The following is a 15,647-nucleotide window of genomic DNA, read 5'->3' as shown; positions in this document are numbered from 1 at the left end:
GCAGCACCGACGGCAAACCCACCACCAACAGTGCCGCACCGCCGGCGCCGCACTCCGTGCCGCAGTCGCCGACGCCCACCACGCCGGCATACCCGCCGAAATCATCGCCCGCACCGTCGGATTCTCACCCGGCTACGTACGGATGATCCTGCACCGCGAACACACCCCCGCGCCCATTCGGCACCGGACGCAGATCGCCCCCGCCGTCCTATTCCGTATCCAAGGAGCGACCGTGCCCACCTCACCCCCGTGGTCGATCGGCGATCATCTCTGGCGCAAGCTCGGCCCCGGCAACCACCACCTCGGCACCATCACCCGAATCTGGCACGACGGCACCCGATGGATGGTCGAATACGAACACGGCGTGCGAACGCGGCAGACGGACACCGCGCCCGCCGCCGAGATGTACAAGGCAGGCCCGATCACCCGACCGGTCTGAACGACGGCGCCCACAAGGCCACTTCGTCTCACCCGCCGCACCACGCAGCCCGCAGCCGCCGCATCGCGTCCGGCCGGGCGCATCCGGAAACGCGCACGCGCCGGACGGGCCGAGTGTTCGGCTCGTCCGGCGCGGGGGAGCGGCCGACCGGGGGTTAGCTCTTCGTGGCCATCGCCCTCAGGAAGAAGGTCAGGTTCGCCGGGCGTTCGGCGAGCCTGCGCATGAAGTAGCCGTACCACTCGGCGCCGTAGGGAAGGTAGATCCGCATCAGGTCGCCGCGCTCGACGATCCGGGCCTGCTCCTCCGGGCGGATCCCGTACAACATCTGGAACTCGAAGCTGCCCGGCGCCCGCCCGGCCAGGTCCGCCAGGTGACGCGCGATGGCGATCAGGCGCGGGTCGTGCGAGGCCACCATCGGGTAGCCCGCACCCCCCATCAGGATCCGCAGGCATCGCACGTACGAACGGTCCACGTCGCTCTTGCCCTGGAACGCGACCGACTCCGGCTCCTGGTAGGCGCCCTTGCACAACCGCACCCGCGAGCCCTCGTAGGCCAGGTCCCGACAGTCCTGCTCGGTGCGGCGCAGGTACGCCTGGAGCACCGCGCCCACCCATGGGAAGTCCACCCGCAGCTCGCGCAGGATGCCCAGGGTCGAGTCGGTCGTGGTGTGGTCCTCCATGTCCAGGGTGACCGTGGTGCCCACCTTCGCCGCGGCCGCGCAGATCCGCCGGGCGTTCTCCAGGGCTATCCGCTCGCCGTCGCCGGGCAGGAACTGCCCGACGGCGGAGAGCTTGACGGACACCTCGGCGCTGCGCGCGAGCCCGGTCTGGCCGAGCGTGTCGAGCAGCGCCTCGTAGGCGTCCACCGTCGCGTCGGCCTGGGACCGGTCGGCGGTGTCCTCGCCGAGGTGATCGAGCGTCACCTTGCGGCCGGAGTCGACCAGTTCGCGGGTCACCCGGACCGCGTCCGCGAGCACGTCGCCCGCGACGAACCGGTCCACGATGGCCCGGGTCGGCGGCAGGTTCTCGACCAGCGAGCGGGTCCGCGGCGAGCGGGCCGCCGCGAGGATGGGACTGCGAAGCATGTTCTACTCCCGAAATACCGGTGGGGTGAGGGTCAGCCCATGTGCGGGTAGCGGTGGTCCGTCGCCGGGACGAACGTCTCCTTGATCGAGCGCGAGCTGGTCCAGCGCATCAGGTTCTGCATCGCGCCGGCCTTGTCGTTGGTGCCGGACGCGCGCCCGCCGCCGAACGGCTGCTGACCCACCACCGCGCCGGTGGGGCGGTCGTTGATGTAGAAGTTGCCCGCCGCGAACCGCAACACGTGCGCCGTGTGGGCGATCACCTCGCGGTCCTGGGCGATGATCGCGCCGGTCAGGCCGTACGCGGACACCGACTCCATCTGGGTGAGCATCGCCTCGTACGCGTCGTCCTCGTAGACGTGCACGGCCAGGATCGGGCCGAAGTACTCGTCCTTGAAGATCTCGTGGTCGGCGTTCGCCGAGACCAGCACGGTGGGTCGGACGAACCAGCCGACGCTGTCGTCGTAGCTGCCGCCCGCGACGACCTCGACCGTGTCGTCGGCGTGCGCACGGTCGATCGCGGCCTTGTTCTTGGCGAACGCGCGCTCGTCGATGACCGCGCCCAGGAAGTGGCTCAGGTCGGTGGGGTCGCCCATCGACAGGCCGTCGACGGTGGCCAGGAAGTCGTCCTTGAAGCCGCTCTCCCAGATCGAGCGCGGGATGTAGGCGCGCGAGGCGGCCGAGCACTTCTGCCCCTGGTACTCGAACGCGCCGCGCACCAGCGCGGTCCGCAGCACGTCGTGGTCGGCGCTGGGGTGCGCGACCACGAAGTCCTTGCCGCCGGTCTCGCCGACGATCCGCGGGTAGGTGCGGTAGCCGGCGATGTTCTCGCCGACCGTGCGCCACAGGTGCTGGAAGGTGGCGGTGGAGCCGGTGAAGTGGATGCCCGCGAGCGCGGGGTGCTTCAGCGCGACCTCGGAGACCGCGATGCCGTCGCCGGTGACCAGGTTGATCACACCGGCCGGCAGTCCGGCCTCTTCCAGCAGGCGCATCAGCAGCACGGCCGAGAAGGTCTGGGTCGGCGACGGCTTCCAGACCACCACGTTGCCCATCAGCGCCGGTGCGGTGGGCAGGTTGCCCGCGATGGCGGTGAAGTTGAACGGGGTGATCGCGTAGACGAAGCCCTCCAGCGGCCGGTGGTCCGTGCGGTTCCACACACCCGGGCTGCTGATCGGCTGCTCGGCCAGCACGCGGCGGGCGAAGTGCACGTTGAAGCGCCAGAAGTCGATCAGCTCGCAGGCCGAGTCGATCTCGGCCTGCTGCGCGTTCTTGCCCTGGCCCAGCATGGTCGCGGCGGCGATCGTCTCGCGCCACGGGCCGGCGAGCAGGTCGGCGGCCTTGAGGAAGATCGCCGCACGGTCGTCGAAGGACAGGTCGGCCCAGCCGGGCGCGGCGGCCAGGGCCGCGTCGATCGCGTCCCGGGCGTCCTGGGTGCCGGCGTGCGCGAAGGTGCCCAGCCGCGCGCCGTGGTTGTGCGGCTGAACCACGTCGCCGTGCTCACCGGAGCCCATTCGGCGCGCGCCACCGATGGTCATCGGGAGCTCGATCGGGGCCGCGGCCAGTTCCTTGAGCTTCGCTTCGAGGCGGGCCCGCGCGGGCGTGCCGGGGGCGTAGTCGTGTACCGGCTCGTTGACCGGGGCGGGGACCTGGGTCACAGCGTCCAAAACGGCGCTCCTGTTCGGTGCTCTGGTTCTCGGCTGTTCGGGTGGCCGACCGTCGAGGTGTCGGCGGTCCGGCGGTGTGTGAATGCCACGCGCCGACGGGGCTGAACCACCACGATTTCGGGCATTGATCTCGCGCTCAACGGTAGGCCGGGCGCGACCCACGGTGTTTATCCGATCGGCTAAACTCGAAACTCCACGCTTTGCTCATCGGCCAACACCCACGAAGGGGCCGCAGTGCCCGAAAGCGGTGTCCCGCTCCGCGAACTCCTGGCCGCGCTGGGTGGCCCGGTCGGCGACGGCCCGGTCCGGGTCGCAGCCGCCGCCGGCGGCCTGGAGGGCCTGGTTCGGCACGTGTCGATCCTGGACCCCGAGGAGGAGCCGCACGCGATGCCGGGCGACCTGCTCCTGGCGGTGGGGCTGCGCGGCCGGGCGGCGGCGGGCACGGTCCGCGCGGCGGGCGCGGCCGGCGCGGTGGCGGTCGCGGTCAAGGGCGAACACGCCGCGCTGCGCGAGGTGGCCGACGCGGCGGGCGTGGTGCTGCTCTCGGTGCGCCCGGAGGCGCGCTGGGAGCGGGTCGCCGCCCTCGCGCACGCCGCCTTGGACGAGCAGCCGGACGCCGAACCCCCGGACGGCGGCGACCTTTTCTCGCTCGCCCAGACCACCGCGATGCTCACCGGCGGCGGGGTGAGCATCGAGGACAGCGCCAACCGGGTGCTCGCCTACTCGCGCTCGACCGGGCCGGACGAGGCGGACGAACTGCGCCGGTTGTCCATCCTGGGTTGGCAGGGGCCGGAGGAGTACATGGCCCGGCTGCGCGACTGGGGTGTCTTCCATCGGCTGCGCACCACGACCGAGGTGGTCGCCGTCGAGGAGCGCCCCGACCTGGGCATCCGCCGCCGACTCGCGGTCGGCGTGCACGCGGGCGGGCGCTGGCTGGGCACGATCTGGGTCCAGGAGGGCCGCCGGCCGCTCGCCGAGCGGGCCGAGGAGGTGCTGCTCGGGGCGGCCCGGGTGGCCGCGCTGCACCTGGTCCGCCGGCGTACCCGGCTGCCCGCCGAGGCCGGGGTGACCCGGGAGGGCGTCGCGGGCCTGCTCACCGGCGTGGTCGCGGCCCGGACCGCCGCCGCGCAGTTGGGCCTGGATCCGGTGCGGCCGGTGCTGGTCATCGGCTTCGCGGTGCGGGCGGGCGCGCCGGACGAGTCGTCACAGGAGCTGGCCCGGACCGAGTTGGCCAACCTGGTCTCGGTGTACGCGGCGGCCCGGCACAGCCACGCGCACGTCGCGCCGCTGGGCTCGCGCCTGTACGTACTGCTGTCCGCGCCGCCGCCCGAGTCGGTCGTGCTCGGTTGGGCGCAGGAGATCGCCGAGGCCGCGCACGGCCACCTCGACCTGGCGGTGCGCGGCGCGGTCGGCGACCCGGCACCGAGCCTGGCCCGCACGCCGGCGGCCCGGGAATCGGTCGACCGGGTCCTGGACGCGATGGCGGCCGGCGACGTGTCGGCCGAGGTGGCGGCGCTGTCCCAGGTGCGGCCGGCGGTGCTGTACGGCGAGGTCCAGGCGCTGCTGCGGGAGCAACGGCAGATTCGCGACCCCCGACTGATCGCGCTGCGGGCGCACGACGCCGAGCACGACACCGAATACGCGGACTCGGTGCTGGCCTGGCTGGAAGCGCTGGGCGACGTGCGCGCCGCGGCGGCGGGGCTGCACATCCACCCCAACACGCTGCGCTACCGGATCCGCCGGGCCGGCGAACTCACCGGCCTGGACCTGACCGACGCCAAGACCCGCCTGCTCGCCGCGCTGCTGTTGCGATTGTCGGAGTGACGACCCGGCGGCGCACGCTCGTCGGCCCCGCGGCGGAACGCTCAGACGTTGATGCCGAGTTCGTCCAACAGATCCAGGCTCACGTACTCGCCGCCGGTCCGGGACGCCGGACCGTCGCACAGTTCGAGGGTGGCGGAGACCATCTGGTCCATGGTCTCGATCTGATCGGGCCGCAACTGGCCGCCGACCAACTCCTCCGCGCCCTCGCTGAGCACCGCGGCTCGCGGTTCGATGGTGTTCACCCGGATCCCGGTCCCGTACAGCTCCGCGGCCAGCGCGTTGGTGATCCTGTTCAGCGCCGCCTTGGACGCCCCGTACACCGCGGTCTTGGTACCCAGCACGCCCAACTCGAACGGCGGCCCCGCCCACGGCCGCGCGGTGCCGCTGGTCACGTTCACGATCCAGCCCTCGCCGCGGCCGGCCATCGCGGGCACCACCGCCTGACACAACTCCATCGGGGCCAGCACGTTCACCTCGAAGTGCAGCCGGGCGCGCCGTTGCGGATACACCCGCAACGACGCGTAGGAGGCCATCGCCGCGTTGTTGACCAGGATGTCGATCGGCCCGCCGAGTGCCTCCACGGCGGTGGGGACGATCCGGGCCCGCTGCGCCTCGTCGGACAGATCGGCCACCACGACCGCACTGCGCCGACCGTGCCGGGCGATCAGCGTCTCGGTGCGCTCCAACGACCCGGCCAGGTTCCCCTGCCGCAGGGTCCGCGCGGTCACCGCCACATCGGCCCCTTCGGCCGCGAGCCGCACCGCCAGCGCCGCCCCGATCCCCCGACTGGCCCCGGTGATCAATGCCCTACGTCCCTCGAACCGCTTGGCCACGGCGTCTCTCCCCTGCTTCCGGACAACTGCCTGCCGACACCATCCTCACAACAGTGGACTAGGTCAACCATCAGGGCCCGAAATCCCACCCCGTGAAACCCGCGAGCCGGGCGGCCGGTGCCGTCGCCGACGCGTACGGGGAGGCGGGGACCCGGGGTCCCCGCCTCCCCGGCTCAGGCCAGGCTGCGGCAGTACAGCGCGTCCGGGTACTTGAACGGCTTGCCGAAGCGGCCGGTGTAGGCGACGCCCGCCACGTACTCGTTCGTCGCGCACTGACCCTTGTAGTTGCCCGAGGCGAACTCGCCGCCGGGATTGCCCGCGGGTCGCGCGTCGCCCCGGTCGAACCACACCGTGCGGCTCGACGACGCACCGACCGGCGCCGGCGCGCACAACGCGCTTGCGAAGGTGGTGCCGCGCAGGCTGTACCCGACCATCATCTGCCCGGTCGGGCACTGGACCTTCGAGTAGCCGCCGGCCCAGTCGTACGACACGTAACGCTCGTCCCACACGACCGTGGCCGGCGCGCTCGGTACCACCGCGCCCGCGTCGGTGCACAGGCCGCGGCCGTCATGGTGGGACAGGCCGATCAGCCTTTGGCCATCGGGGCACGTGCCCTTGCGGGCGCCGGTGTCCCAGTCCGGACGGGACCGCATCTCGAGCGACGCGTCGAAGTCGCCGTGGTCCAGGTTGAGCATCGACCAGTCGGCGACCGGTGCGATCCGTCCGGTACGGGCGGGCGCGGTGATCAGACGGTTCCAGATCGGGGTGCGCCAGTCGCCCGGGTCCAGGATGCCGGCGCGGTTGCCGGCGGCATCCCAGGACACCAGGGACCAACTGTTCGGGACCCCGTCCCGCTGCCAACCCACCAGCGGCCACACCGCGAAGTCGGTGTCCCGGCTGATCAGATGGTCCACGAAGTTGCCGAACCACGCGCGGGACTGCGGGTTCGTCTCGGTGAATCCGTCGCCGAACTCGCTGATCCACAGCGGTGCCGTGAAGTGTTGCCCCTCGGTCGTGACGAAGAACGCCTGCCGATCCAGCGTGGCCCGAAGCTCGGTGAGGGAGAGCTCCTGGTAGCGCCAGTCGTGCGTCTCGCCGGTACCGGTCGCGCCGGTGTGGTTGGGCCCGGTGTAGCCGTAGAAGTGCGCCGAGTAGACCAGCTTGTGCGCGTTCACGAGCGTGTGCGAGAGCGTGTTCGCCGGCTCCAACGTGGGGCGCCCGTGCGGGAGTCCGTCCAGCGGGATGCCCTGCCAGTTGATCCCCTCGACCACGATCAGCAGATCCGGATTGGCCTCGGTCAGGATCCGGTCGCCCACGTGCTGGGACGCGGCCTGCCAGTCCTTGTCGTTGCCCCAGCCCCAGTTGGGGTCGTCCCACGTGTTGCGGCGGACCTCGTTGTACAGGTCGGCGCCGACGACGCGTTTGTTGTCCCTGTACCTGCGGGCCATGAACAGCCAGTCGTTCTCCCACGTCTCGGTGGGCTGCGACGTGTTCCAGCGCTCGTTGCCGTCGAGGCCGCAGCACCAACGGGACGTCGTGGTGTGGTTGTTCATGACGACCGCGAAGCCGGCGTCGGTGAGCGCGGTGACCACGGCGTCGTAGACCTGAATCGGGGTCTTGCCGCGCAGTTGCGGATTGGCGGCGACGGAGGCGTCCGTGACCGGCGTGCTCTTGTGGATCATCTCGTTGGAGAACTGGAGCCGGACGCTGTTCAGTCCGAGCTGCCGGAAGTTGTCGACGACGGTCGGGATCGCGACGCGATCCAGCCCCATCGGCATCTCGTGGGAGATCTCCTTGTCGTGATAGTTGGCCGGGTCCTCGATGTCCCCGGAGCCGCCCCAGGTACCCGAGGCGCCGTGCCAACTACCGGATTTGAGCTTGAAGCGGTTTCCGTCGGCGTCGACGATCCACCGCCCCCGAGTGCTGAGCGGTGGGGTCCACGACTCGGCGAGGGCGGTGGTGACGGTGCCGGGCGCGCTCGGCGGCGGCCCTGCTTTCGCGGTGGTCGGGACGAGTAGGGCAGCGGCCAATGTGGTCAGGGCGGTGCCTATGACGACGGGTCCGACACGGTTTCTGGTCAAGGGTTCCCTGTCCCTAATGTGAGGTGGCTCTCGCGGGCTGTCGCAGTATCGGTGCGGGAAGCGTTCCGCACCAGTACGCGCGGTTACTACTCCGTATTGCCGACCGTAGAAGGCAGTTCGACGCGACCCGCGACGCGGTGACACGGGAACCGTTCGCCCGGCGCCGACGACAAAGACCGCCTGGAGGCCGTCGGTCGGCCCGAAGTCCTCGTCGCCGCGGGGCACCCCGAACCCTGGGCACACTCCGCCCGTGGACGGACGACTCGCAGGACTTCGTCGCCGGGACGAGACCGGCGCACGAGGCCGGGTGCGCGGCGATGGGGAACGGCGTGTCGAGGACGGGTGCGTGACGGTGACGATCGTCGGGATCGGTCAGCGCGGGATGTCGATCGGGGGCAGGACGTCGGCGGTGGGGGTGAAGCGGGTCGGGGTGGCGAAGGTGCCGGTGGTGGGCGGGGGTTCGTGGTGGTCGGCGGTGGAGTCGGTGCGGCGCAGGACGACCAGGCCGGCGATCGGTGGGGCCGGCGGGTCGGGGGCCAGGAAGGGCTCGTCGGTGACGCCGGCGAAGGCTTCGCGGGCCGTGGTCGCCGGGTCGGGGGCGGCGTACTCCAGGATGTCGGCGCCCAACCGGCGGCCGGTGTTGCGCAGGTGCAGGTAGGCCGTTGTGCAGTCCTCGCGCTCGGTGGTGCCGCCGGCCTCGGCCAGTGCCCGCTCGTAGGCGGCGTGCACCTCGGGCGGGGTGGCCGCCGGGGTGATGCCGAGGACGTCGTAGGGCGAACGCTCCGCTGCGGGCATGTTCGGTGCTCCGAGGTGTGCTTGGTGGGGACGATCGTTCAGTAGTAGCCGTGGATCCGGGCTCGGATCTCGTCCAGGATCTCCCGGGTGCCGTCCGTCGGGTGGTACTCGTTCGCGCGCTCCAGGTGCACGAGCGCCGTGTGGTTGTGACCCATGTTCGCCTGCCGGACCCCCTCGTTGTGCAGCGCCAGGGCCAGCAGCACGGTGTTCTCCGGGGTCAACGGGATCGCCTCCAGGGTCCGGATCGCGTCCTGGTAGCGCTCCTCGCGCAGGTACACCGCCACCAGCGCGTCCCGCAGCCTGGGCTCCTCGTACTCGCCGAGCGCCCGGGTGAGCACCTCGATCGCCTCGTACGCGCCGCCCTTGGCGAGCAGATCGTAGGCCCGGTCCACCACCACCACGATCCACGCCTCGCGCAGCGACTCGATCTCCAGGCCGCCGGCGATCTCGTGGCGCAGCAACTCCTCCGCGACCTCGTAGTGCCGCGCGTAGTAGTGGTTGAACGCCAACGCCCGGCGGGTGGGCGGGTCGTCGCCGTAGTGCCGGGCCTCCTCCAGCAGATCGATGGCCCGGTCGAAGTCGTCGTCCCGCTCGCGCGTTTGGGCCGCGTCCACCAACAGCGCGGCCACCCGACGGCGCGCCTCGGCCGCGATCGAGGAGCCGACGATCGAGGCGCCCGGGATCGCCGGCCCCGAGGCCGCCGATTCCGGCGCTCCCGAGTCGGACGAGCCCTCGGCCGAACGCTCCGGCCCGCCGCCCCCGTCCGCGAGTTCGAGCGCCTCGCGCATCGCCGCCACCGCCTGCTCGCGCGCGCCGCCGCGCAACGCCAGGCGCTCGGCGCTCAGGAACAGCGCGTTGGTCAGCCCGATCCGACCCGCCTCGCCGGGATCGAGCGCGTACGCCTCGCGCATCGCCACCACCGCCTCCGCGACGGCCGCGTCGGTGTTCCTCGCCAACAACTCCATCACCAGCCCACGCAGCGCGCCGGCCGCCAACGCCCGAACCGACTCGTCCTGCGGAGTCAGCTCCAGTGCCCGGCGGACCAGCGCGATCGCGTCGCGGTACAGCTTGCCTTCGTGCGCCTGCCGGGCGAGTTGCGCGTACGCCCCGGCCAATGCCTCGCGCAGACCCGGCCCGTCCGGAGCCAGCGCCCACGCGCGTTCCAACAGCCGCGCCGCCTCGGTGTGTTCGTGCGGGTCGGCGGCCAAAGCGGCCTGCGCGGCCCGGACTCCCACCTCGGCCGCCAGCCGCGTCGCATCGGCCGGGATCGGCGCGGCCTGCTCCAGACACGCCAGCGCCGGCGCCCACTCCGCGCGCTCGGCCAGATCCCGGGCCCGGGCCAGATGAGCCCGAGCCAGCAGCGCGGCCACCCCGGGTGTCGCGGCCGGCCCGGCCAACCCGGCCAGCGCGGTCAGCCCCGTGATCGCCTCGTCGAACCGGCCCGCGTCGATCAGGTGGTGGTACACACCCAACGGGCCGAGCAGCTCGGCGGTGTGCGGATCCACCGCGGCCGATACGGCGGCGGCCAGTTCGCGGCCCGCCGGCGAGCCGTGCTCGGGATCGGCGACCCGGGCCAGGAACAGCGGACCGCAGGCGATCGAGGCCGGCGCCGGCTCGGTCTGCGCGACGCGTTCGGTCGCGGCCACCTCCAACGCCCAGCGCTGGGCCAGTTCGCGATACAACGCGGCCACCGGACCCTCGCTCCGCTCGGCGCGCTCGCGCAACTCGCGGTGCACCCGCGCGATCTGCCCGGTGCGCGCGGTGTCGATCCGCTCGTCGGATATCTCCCGGCCGGTGCGCGCCTCCAGGTCTATCCAGAACCTCGGGCTGTACAACACCGCGGCCCAAGTACCGCACACCAGTTGCCACATCGCGGTGGTCTGCCCCGCGTCGCCGGCCGATCCGGCGCGCAGCGCGGACAGCGCCAGACACTGGAGGTTGCGCACATCGGTGGGCACCGCGCGTTCCAGGTCGAGCCGGATCGCGATCGAGGCATCGTGCCGATCCGCGCGGGCGTGCGCGAGCGCCTGCCACGAGCGCAGCAGCGGTCGGGCCCGACGCACCTGTGGCAATTCCGGTACCAGCCGCGCGGCCCGCTCCACGTCCGCCGCCGCGGCGACCAGGTCGGCACTGTGCACGGCGGCCCGATGCACGTACACCCGCGCCGCGATCAGCCTGCCCTCGTCGCTCGCCCCGGGCCCCGCCAACAACTGCTCCAGGCCCGCCGCGGCCGCGTCGTGATCACCGCGCTGGGCACGCAACAGGGCCAACAGGTGGTGTGCCGAAGTGCGGTCGCCGCCGCGGGCCCAGCGGATCAGCTCGACCTCCGCCGCCTCGCTCGTCCCGGCCCGATGCGCACACGCGGTCAACGCGGCCAACATCGCGTCCACACAACCAGCACAACGCGCCGGCAACGCGTCACCGGCGGCGCCGGTCCCACCGGGGCCGGCCGGCACCCCGTGGTCCGCGCAATAGGCCCGTCCGCATTGACCACAGGCCGCCCGCGCCGACGTCGCACAGCCCGCCGTCTCGCAGATCGCCGCCTGGGGATCCGGCTCCGGCGGCCCGGGGACCACCAGCGCCTGCCGGTACGCCTCGGCCGCGTCGCCCCACCGGCGCCCCCGCGCGGCATGCATTCCGCGCACCGCCCACGCGGCCGGTTCGGCCTCCGCCAGCGCCCCCAGCGGCACCGTGCCCGCGCCGAGCGCGAGCCGGGCCAGCGGTGCCAGATGGCCCACCCGCGGATCGGCCACCGGATCGAGCGCGGCCGACAACCGCACGGCGACCGCCGGTTCGCCCGCGTACAACGCCGCGATCGCCAGATGCACCCGGATCCGCCGATCGCCCGGCACCAGCGCGACCGCCGCGCCGAGTCGATCCCGCGCGCTCTGCAGCGGCGCGCCGCGATCGCGGCCGAACCGCAACAGCTCGGCGCCCTCGCGAAACAGCGTTTCGGCCAACGCGACGCGATACCCCTCGTGATCGGGGAACGCCTCCCGGCACGCCTGCCAGTGCTCGCGCGCGAGCGCGTGATCCCCGGCGTCCAGCGCGGCACGGGCCAGCAGATCGCGCGCGGTGGCCACATTGTGCGTCCGGATCGCGTCGTTGACCCCGCCCGGCGCCGCCCACAACTCGTCCGCCCGCTCGACCCGGCCCAGTCGGGCGTAACCCAGGGCCAGATGGAAGCGCGCCGCGCCGGTCGGCTCGGTCCGCACCGGCGCCAGCACCTCGATCCCCTCCGCGAGCCGGCCCGCCGCGATCCGGGCCGCGCCCAGGCGCACCACGCCCGGCGTCCAGTCCGGCCGATCCGCCAACCCGCTCTCGTACGCCTCGGCGGCGCCCGGATGCTCGCCGGCGTGCTCGCGCACCAGACCCAGTCCGAAACGGGCCGGCACGTACCCCGGGTCGAGCCGGGCGGCGATCTCGAACTCGCGCCGGGCCAGCGTCCATTCGTCCTCCAGCACGGCCAGCGTCCCACGCGAGTAGTGCGCCCGCGGATCGCCCGGCGCGGCGGCCACCGCGGCCTCCGCGTCGGCCCGCGCCGCGCCCAGATCCCCCTCGTCCCGATAGGCGATGCCCCGGAACAACAACGCCTCGGCGGCCAACGGCGAATCGTCGTCCACCCGGTCCAACACGCGCCAGAACGAGGCGATCGCGTCCTGCCGCCGCTCGTCCCGCAAACGCACGCACGCCTGCCGATGATGCGCGAGCGCACTGTCGTCGCCCGCCGCGATCGCCGCCGAGAACGCCGCGTCGGCCGACCGGAGTTCGTCGGCCGCGCTGTAGGCGCGGGCGAGCAGATGGTGCTGCGCCGCGGTGCGCTCGCGGACCTCGGCCAGGTGCACCACCGCACGCGCCGCGTCGCCCTGCTCGAACAGCGCGCGGCCCAGCCCGAACCGGGCCCGCGCGTGCCCGGGTTCGGCGGCCACCACACGCTCGAAGCAGGGTGCTGCCGCCGCGAAGTCCTCGTCCTGGTCGTGCAGGATGCCCAGGGTCAGGTTGGCCGCGAGGTGCCGGGGTTGCTTCGCCAGCACCCGTCGCAACACCGGGAAGGCCCCCTCCCGTTCCCCCCGGGCCAGCGTGAGCGTCACGAACTCCATTTGTACGTCCGCGTGTTCGGGCAGCAGGTCGGCCGCCCGGCGCAGCGGCTCCAGGGCGGCCGCGTCCCGGCCGAGCGCGTGCTGGGCGCGGCCCAGCCCGAGCCAGCCCTGCGCGTGGGAGGGGGCCAGCGTGCAGGTGCGGGTGAGCAGGGCCACGGCGGCTTCCAGCGCCGCGTCCCGGGACACCTTGTCGGCGGGCTTGCGGCGCAGATGGGTCAGCGCCATCGCGTACAGCACCTCGGGCCGCTCCGGCTCGATGGTCAGCGAGCGTTCGAACGCCGCGAGCGCCTCGTCCGGCCGCCCGGCGTCGCGGTGCAGCCTGCCCAGCTCGTAGCCGGTGGCCGCGCGCGCCACGAGCCGGTCGGCGCGCTCGAACGCGGCGATCGCCTCGGCCGGCCGACCGAGGTCGCGCAGCGCGCAGGCACGGGCGTACACCGCCCATTCCAGCCGAGGTGCTCCCGCCTCGATCCGACCCGCGAGCTCCTCGACCGCGACCAGCGCCTCCCTGGACAGGCCGACGGCGACCACGCACCTGGCCTCCAGGAAGTCGTACGCGACATGGTCGGGGTCGGTGTCGGTGCGGGTGACCAGGTCCACGCAGATGGCGATGTCCAGCGCGTCCGGTCCGGGCCGCCGGGTCGCCTCGGCGGCGGTCAGCTCCAGCGCGGCGGCGGGCAGCGCGGTCAGCGCGAACGCGGTGCGGAACGCGGCGATCGCGTCCGTCGAGCGGCCCTGGCGGCCGGCCACCTCGCCGAGTCCGATCAACGCCCGGCCGCGGGTGCCGGTGAGCGTGTCCGGGGTGCCGGGCCGGACCAGCGCGTCCGCGACACGTCGATAGCCGCGCTCGGCCGCGGCGAGCCGGCCTGCCCGGTGCGCGGCCTCGGCCTGGGTCAACAGGGTGTCGGCGCGGGCCGCGATCGAGGCGGGGCCTCGACGAATACCGAACCACATCAGGGCGGCCACCAAGGCGATGAGGGCCGCGACGGCGGCGAGTAGCGGGACCGTCATCGGGCGGCCCACGGGGTATGTCGAACTTCGTCGATCAACGGGTCCCCCGACCGTTCATCCCAACAACACCGTGCATGCAGATATCGAGCGCTCATGCTAGAACACCGATCCTCCGACTTTCAGGTGCCTGGTGGGCCCGGCTTGGGCAAAATCACGCCGCGCGCCGCCCCGGCGCCGTCGGGGCGGCGCCCGGTGCCGACTACGCTCGGTGGCCATGACCACCACACCGCCCCCGGATCGACCGACCGAACAGGATTTCCGCCGGCTGCTGGAGCACACCGGTGCCGAGATCACCCCCGGGCTGACCTCGGACGAGCTCGATTCGGTGGAAACGCGGTTCGATATCCGGTTCGCCGCCGATCACCGTCTGTTGTTGTCGGCCGGCCTGCCGATCGGGAAGGGTTGGCCGAATTGGCGCGATGGCAACGCGCGCGGCCTCAAGGCCCAACTGGGCTGGCCGGCCGAGGGCGTGCTGTACGACGTGGAGCACAACGCGTTCTGGCCGGCGGCGTGGGGGGCCCGCCCGGCGCAGCTTCGGCACGCGCTCAAGTCGGCGCGCTACCAGCTCGCGCGGGTGCCGACGATGGTCCCGGTATTCGGCCATCGTTACCTGCCCGGCATCGCGGGGCAGTGGGACCACCCGGTGTTGTCCATGATGCAGACCGACATCGTGGTCTACGGCGCCAACCTGGCCAACTACCTCGCGGTGGAGTTCGCCGACGGCAGCCCCGAACACGCACCGGTGACCGTGCCGTTCTGGTGCGACCTGGTCTCCTGAGCGGACCCGCCCGGCGCGCCCCGGGGCGGTGAACGCGGGCCGCGTCGGCCTCAGTCGGTGAGCCGGGTGTGATCGGCGTCCGGCAGCCAGTCCCGGGTCGGGTCGTGGTCGAGCCAGCGTTCGCGGGCGCCGATCCGGCCGAACTCGCGTAGCAGGTCCGCCAGTTGCGGGTGAGGGCGATCCGCGTTCCACAGCAGCGACCAGGCGTACAGCGGGGTGGGCTCGACCAGCGGGATGGAGCGCACCGCACGGGCGGCGGCGGGCAGCGCATGGTCGGCGGGCAGCAGCGCGAAGCACGTGGGGTCGGTACGCAACCGGTCGACGAAGTGCTCCAGGCCCAGGTTGGGCCCGGTGGCCCACTCGGTGATCCCGAACGTGTCGGCGAAACGTTTCAGGAAGTCGAGCCGGTCCACCGCCGCCGGGCACCACAACACACTGTTGCGCAGATCGCTCGGGCGCAGCGCGTCGGCGCCGGCCAGCGGGTGGCCGATTCCGACCACGGCGTCCACCGGTTCCAGCCGGACCAACCGATGGGTCAGCCCGTGCGGCGTGCCGCCCGGCATCGGATGCACCCGGCCGAAGCCCGCGTCCACGTCGCCCCGCAGGATCGCGGCGGCGACGGTGGGCAGATCGCGGCCCGCGCCCGGTTCCAGGTCCAGCCCCGGCGCGGCCTCGATCACCCGGGCGAGCGTGCGCATCGGCGCGTACAGGTGACCCCACACGTCCAGTCGCACGCCGGGTCGCGCCTGTCGGAGCGCGTCGACCGCGAGGTCGGCGGCGGCCAGTGCCCGGCGGGCCGGTTCCAGGAAGCGGGCCCCGGCCTCGGTCGGGGCCACCCCTCGACCACCCTTGCCGCCCCGGTCCACCAGCGCGACGCCCAGCTCGTCCTCCAGTCGGGCCAGCCGCTTGGACAGAGCCTGCTGGCTGATCGCCAACTGCTCGGCGGCCCGACCGAAGTGCCGCAGTTCGGCCACGGCGACGAAGGAACGAACCCGGGCGAGGTCGAGATCCATGCCGCCCACCATAGGTGACAACCGAAGGTTG

The 15,647-nt window shown here is 72.9% G+C and carries 10 protein-coding genes; 3 read left to right on the top strand and 7 right to left on the bottom strand.

The window, feature by feature from the left end; translation table 11 throughout:
- The first annotated feature begins 232 nt into the window (after window positions 1–232).
- The gene (locus tag ACH4U8_RS00125; protein ID WP_360312692.1) at window positions 233–439 is read left to right on the top strand and encodes a hypothetical protein; all 207 of its coding nucleotides are present in this window, start codon (window positions 233–235) and stop codon (window positions 437–439) included.
- 154 nt (window positions 440–593) lie between these two features.
- Here ACH4U8_RS00125 and ACH4U8_RS00120 read toward each other — a convergent pair whose 3' ends face one another.
- Window positions 594–1,523: a proline dehydrogenase family protein gene (locus ACH4U8_RS00120; RefSeq protein ID WP_360312694.1), complete on the bottom strand. Its 930-nt coding sequence runs from the start codon at window positions 1,521–1,523 to the stop codon at window positions 594–596.
- A 32-nt stretch (window positions 1,524–1,555) separates the two neighbouring features.
- A complete protein-coding gene (gene pruA, locus ACH4U8_RS00115; protein WP_360312696.1) occupies window positions 1,556–3,184 on the bottom strand; it encodes an L-glutamate gamma-semialdehyde dehydrogenase in 1,629 nt (542 codons plus the stop codon).
- 234 nt (window positions 3,185–3,418) lie between these two features.
- Here pruA and ACH4U8_RS00110 point away from each other — a divergent pair, with 234 nt between their 5' ends.
- Complete coding sequence (locus ACH4U8_RS00110; RefSeq protein ID WP_360312698.1) at window positions 3,419–5,008, top strand: helix-turn-helix domain-containing protein; 1,590 nt, start codon at window positions 3,419–3,421, stop codon at window positions 5,006–5,008.
- A 41-nt stretch (window positions 5,009–5,049) separates the two neighbouring features.
- On the opposite strand, the gene ACH4U8_RS00105 is transcribed toward ACH4U8_RS00110, so the two are convergent.
- The 4 genes from ACH4U8_RS00105 to ACH4U8_RS00090 all read right to left on the bottom strand — a co-directional run bounded on the left by ACH4U8_RS00105 (window position 5,050) and on the right by ACH4U8_RS00090 (window position 13,825).
- Complete coding sequence (locus tag ACH4U8_RS00105; protein WP_360312700.1) at window positions 5,050–5,841, bottom strand: SDR family oxidoreductase; 792 nt, start codon at window positions 5,839–5,841, stop codon at window positions 5,050–5,052.
- 173 nt (window positions 5,842–6,014) lie between these two features.
- Window positions 6,015–7,922 (bottom strand): glycoside hydrolase family 5 protein, encoded by a 1,908-nt coding sequence (locus tag ACH4U8_RS00100; protein WP_395775381.1) that lies wholly within the window; start codon window positions 7,920–7,922, stop codon window positions 6,015–6,017.
- Between the two features lie 372 nt (window positions 7,923–8,294).
- Window positions 8,295–8,717: a hypothetical protein gene (locus ACH4U8_RS00095; RefSeq protein WP_360312704.1), complete on the bottom strand. Its 423-nt coding sequence runs from the start codon at window positions 8,715–8,717 to the stop codon at window positions 8,295–8,297.
- A gap of 38 nt (window positions 8,718–8,755) precedes the next feature.
- Window positions 8,756–13,825, bottom strand: a complete 5,070-nt coding sequence (locus tag ACH4U8_RS00090) for a tetratricopeptide repeat protein (RefSeq protein ID WP_395775380.1) — start codon at window positions 13,823–13,825, stop codon at window positions 8,756–8,758.
- Between the two features lie 214 nt (window positions 13,826–14,039).
- Between ACH4U8_RS00090 and ACH4U8_RS00085 the strand changes: the two genes are divergently transcribed.
- On the top strand, window positions 14,040–14,603 hold the full coding sequence (locus ACH4U8_RS00085) for a hypothetical protein (RefSeq protein ID WP_360312708.1): 564 nt from the start codon (window positions 14,040–14,042) through the stop codon (window positions 14,601–14,603).
- Window positions 14,604–14,653: 50 nt separating this feature from the next.
- Here the strand turns inward: ACH4U8_RS00085 and ACH4U8_RS00080 are convergent, their stop codons facing one another.
- Entirely contained in the window at window positions 14,654–15,616 is a 963-nt protein-coding gene (locus ACH4U8_RS00080; protein WP_395775379.1) for a LysR family transcriptional regulator, read from the bottom strand.
- Window positions 15,617–15,647: the final 31 nt, after the last annotated feature.

The sequence above is a fragment of the Embleya sp. NPDC020886 genome (genome assembly GCF_044333915.1).
Taxonomy (GTDB): domain Bacteria; phylum Actinomycetota; class Actinomycetes; order Streptomycetales; family Streptomycetaceae; genus Embleya.
The sequence above is the reverse complement of the archived record's forward strand: the minus strand, read 5'-3'. Positions and strand labels throughout refer to the sequence as shown.

What these genes read in the sequence shown, in the direction of transcription:
- ACH4U8_RS00120 (WP_360312694.1), bottom strand. Translation starts at nt 1,523, where the DNA reads ATGCTTCGCAGTCCCATCCTCGCGGCGGCCCGCTCGCCGCGGACCCGC.
- ACH4U8_RS00095 (WP_360312704.1), bottom strand. Translation starts at nt 8,717, where the DNA reads ATGCCCGCAGCGGAGCGTTCGCCCTACGACGTCCTCGGCATCACCCCG.
- ACH4U8_RS00090 (WP_395775380.1), bottom strand. Translation starts at nt 13,825, where the DNA reads ATGACGGTCCCGCTACTCGCCGCCGTCGCGGCCCTCATCGCCTTGGTG.
- ACH4U8_RS00085 (WP_360312708.1), top strand. Translation starts at nt 14,040, where the DNA reads ATGACCACCACACCGCCCCCGGATCGACCGACCGAACAGGATTTCCGC.
- ACH4U8_RS00080 (WP_395775379.1), bottom strand. Translation starts at nt 15,616, where the DNA reads ATGGATCTCGACCTCGCCCGGGTTCGTTCCTTCGTCGCCGTGGCCGAA.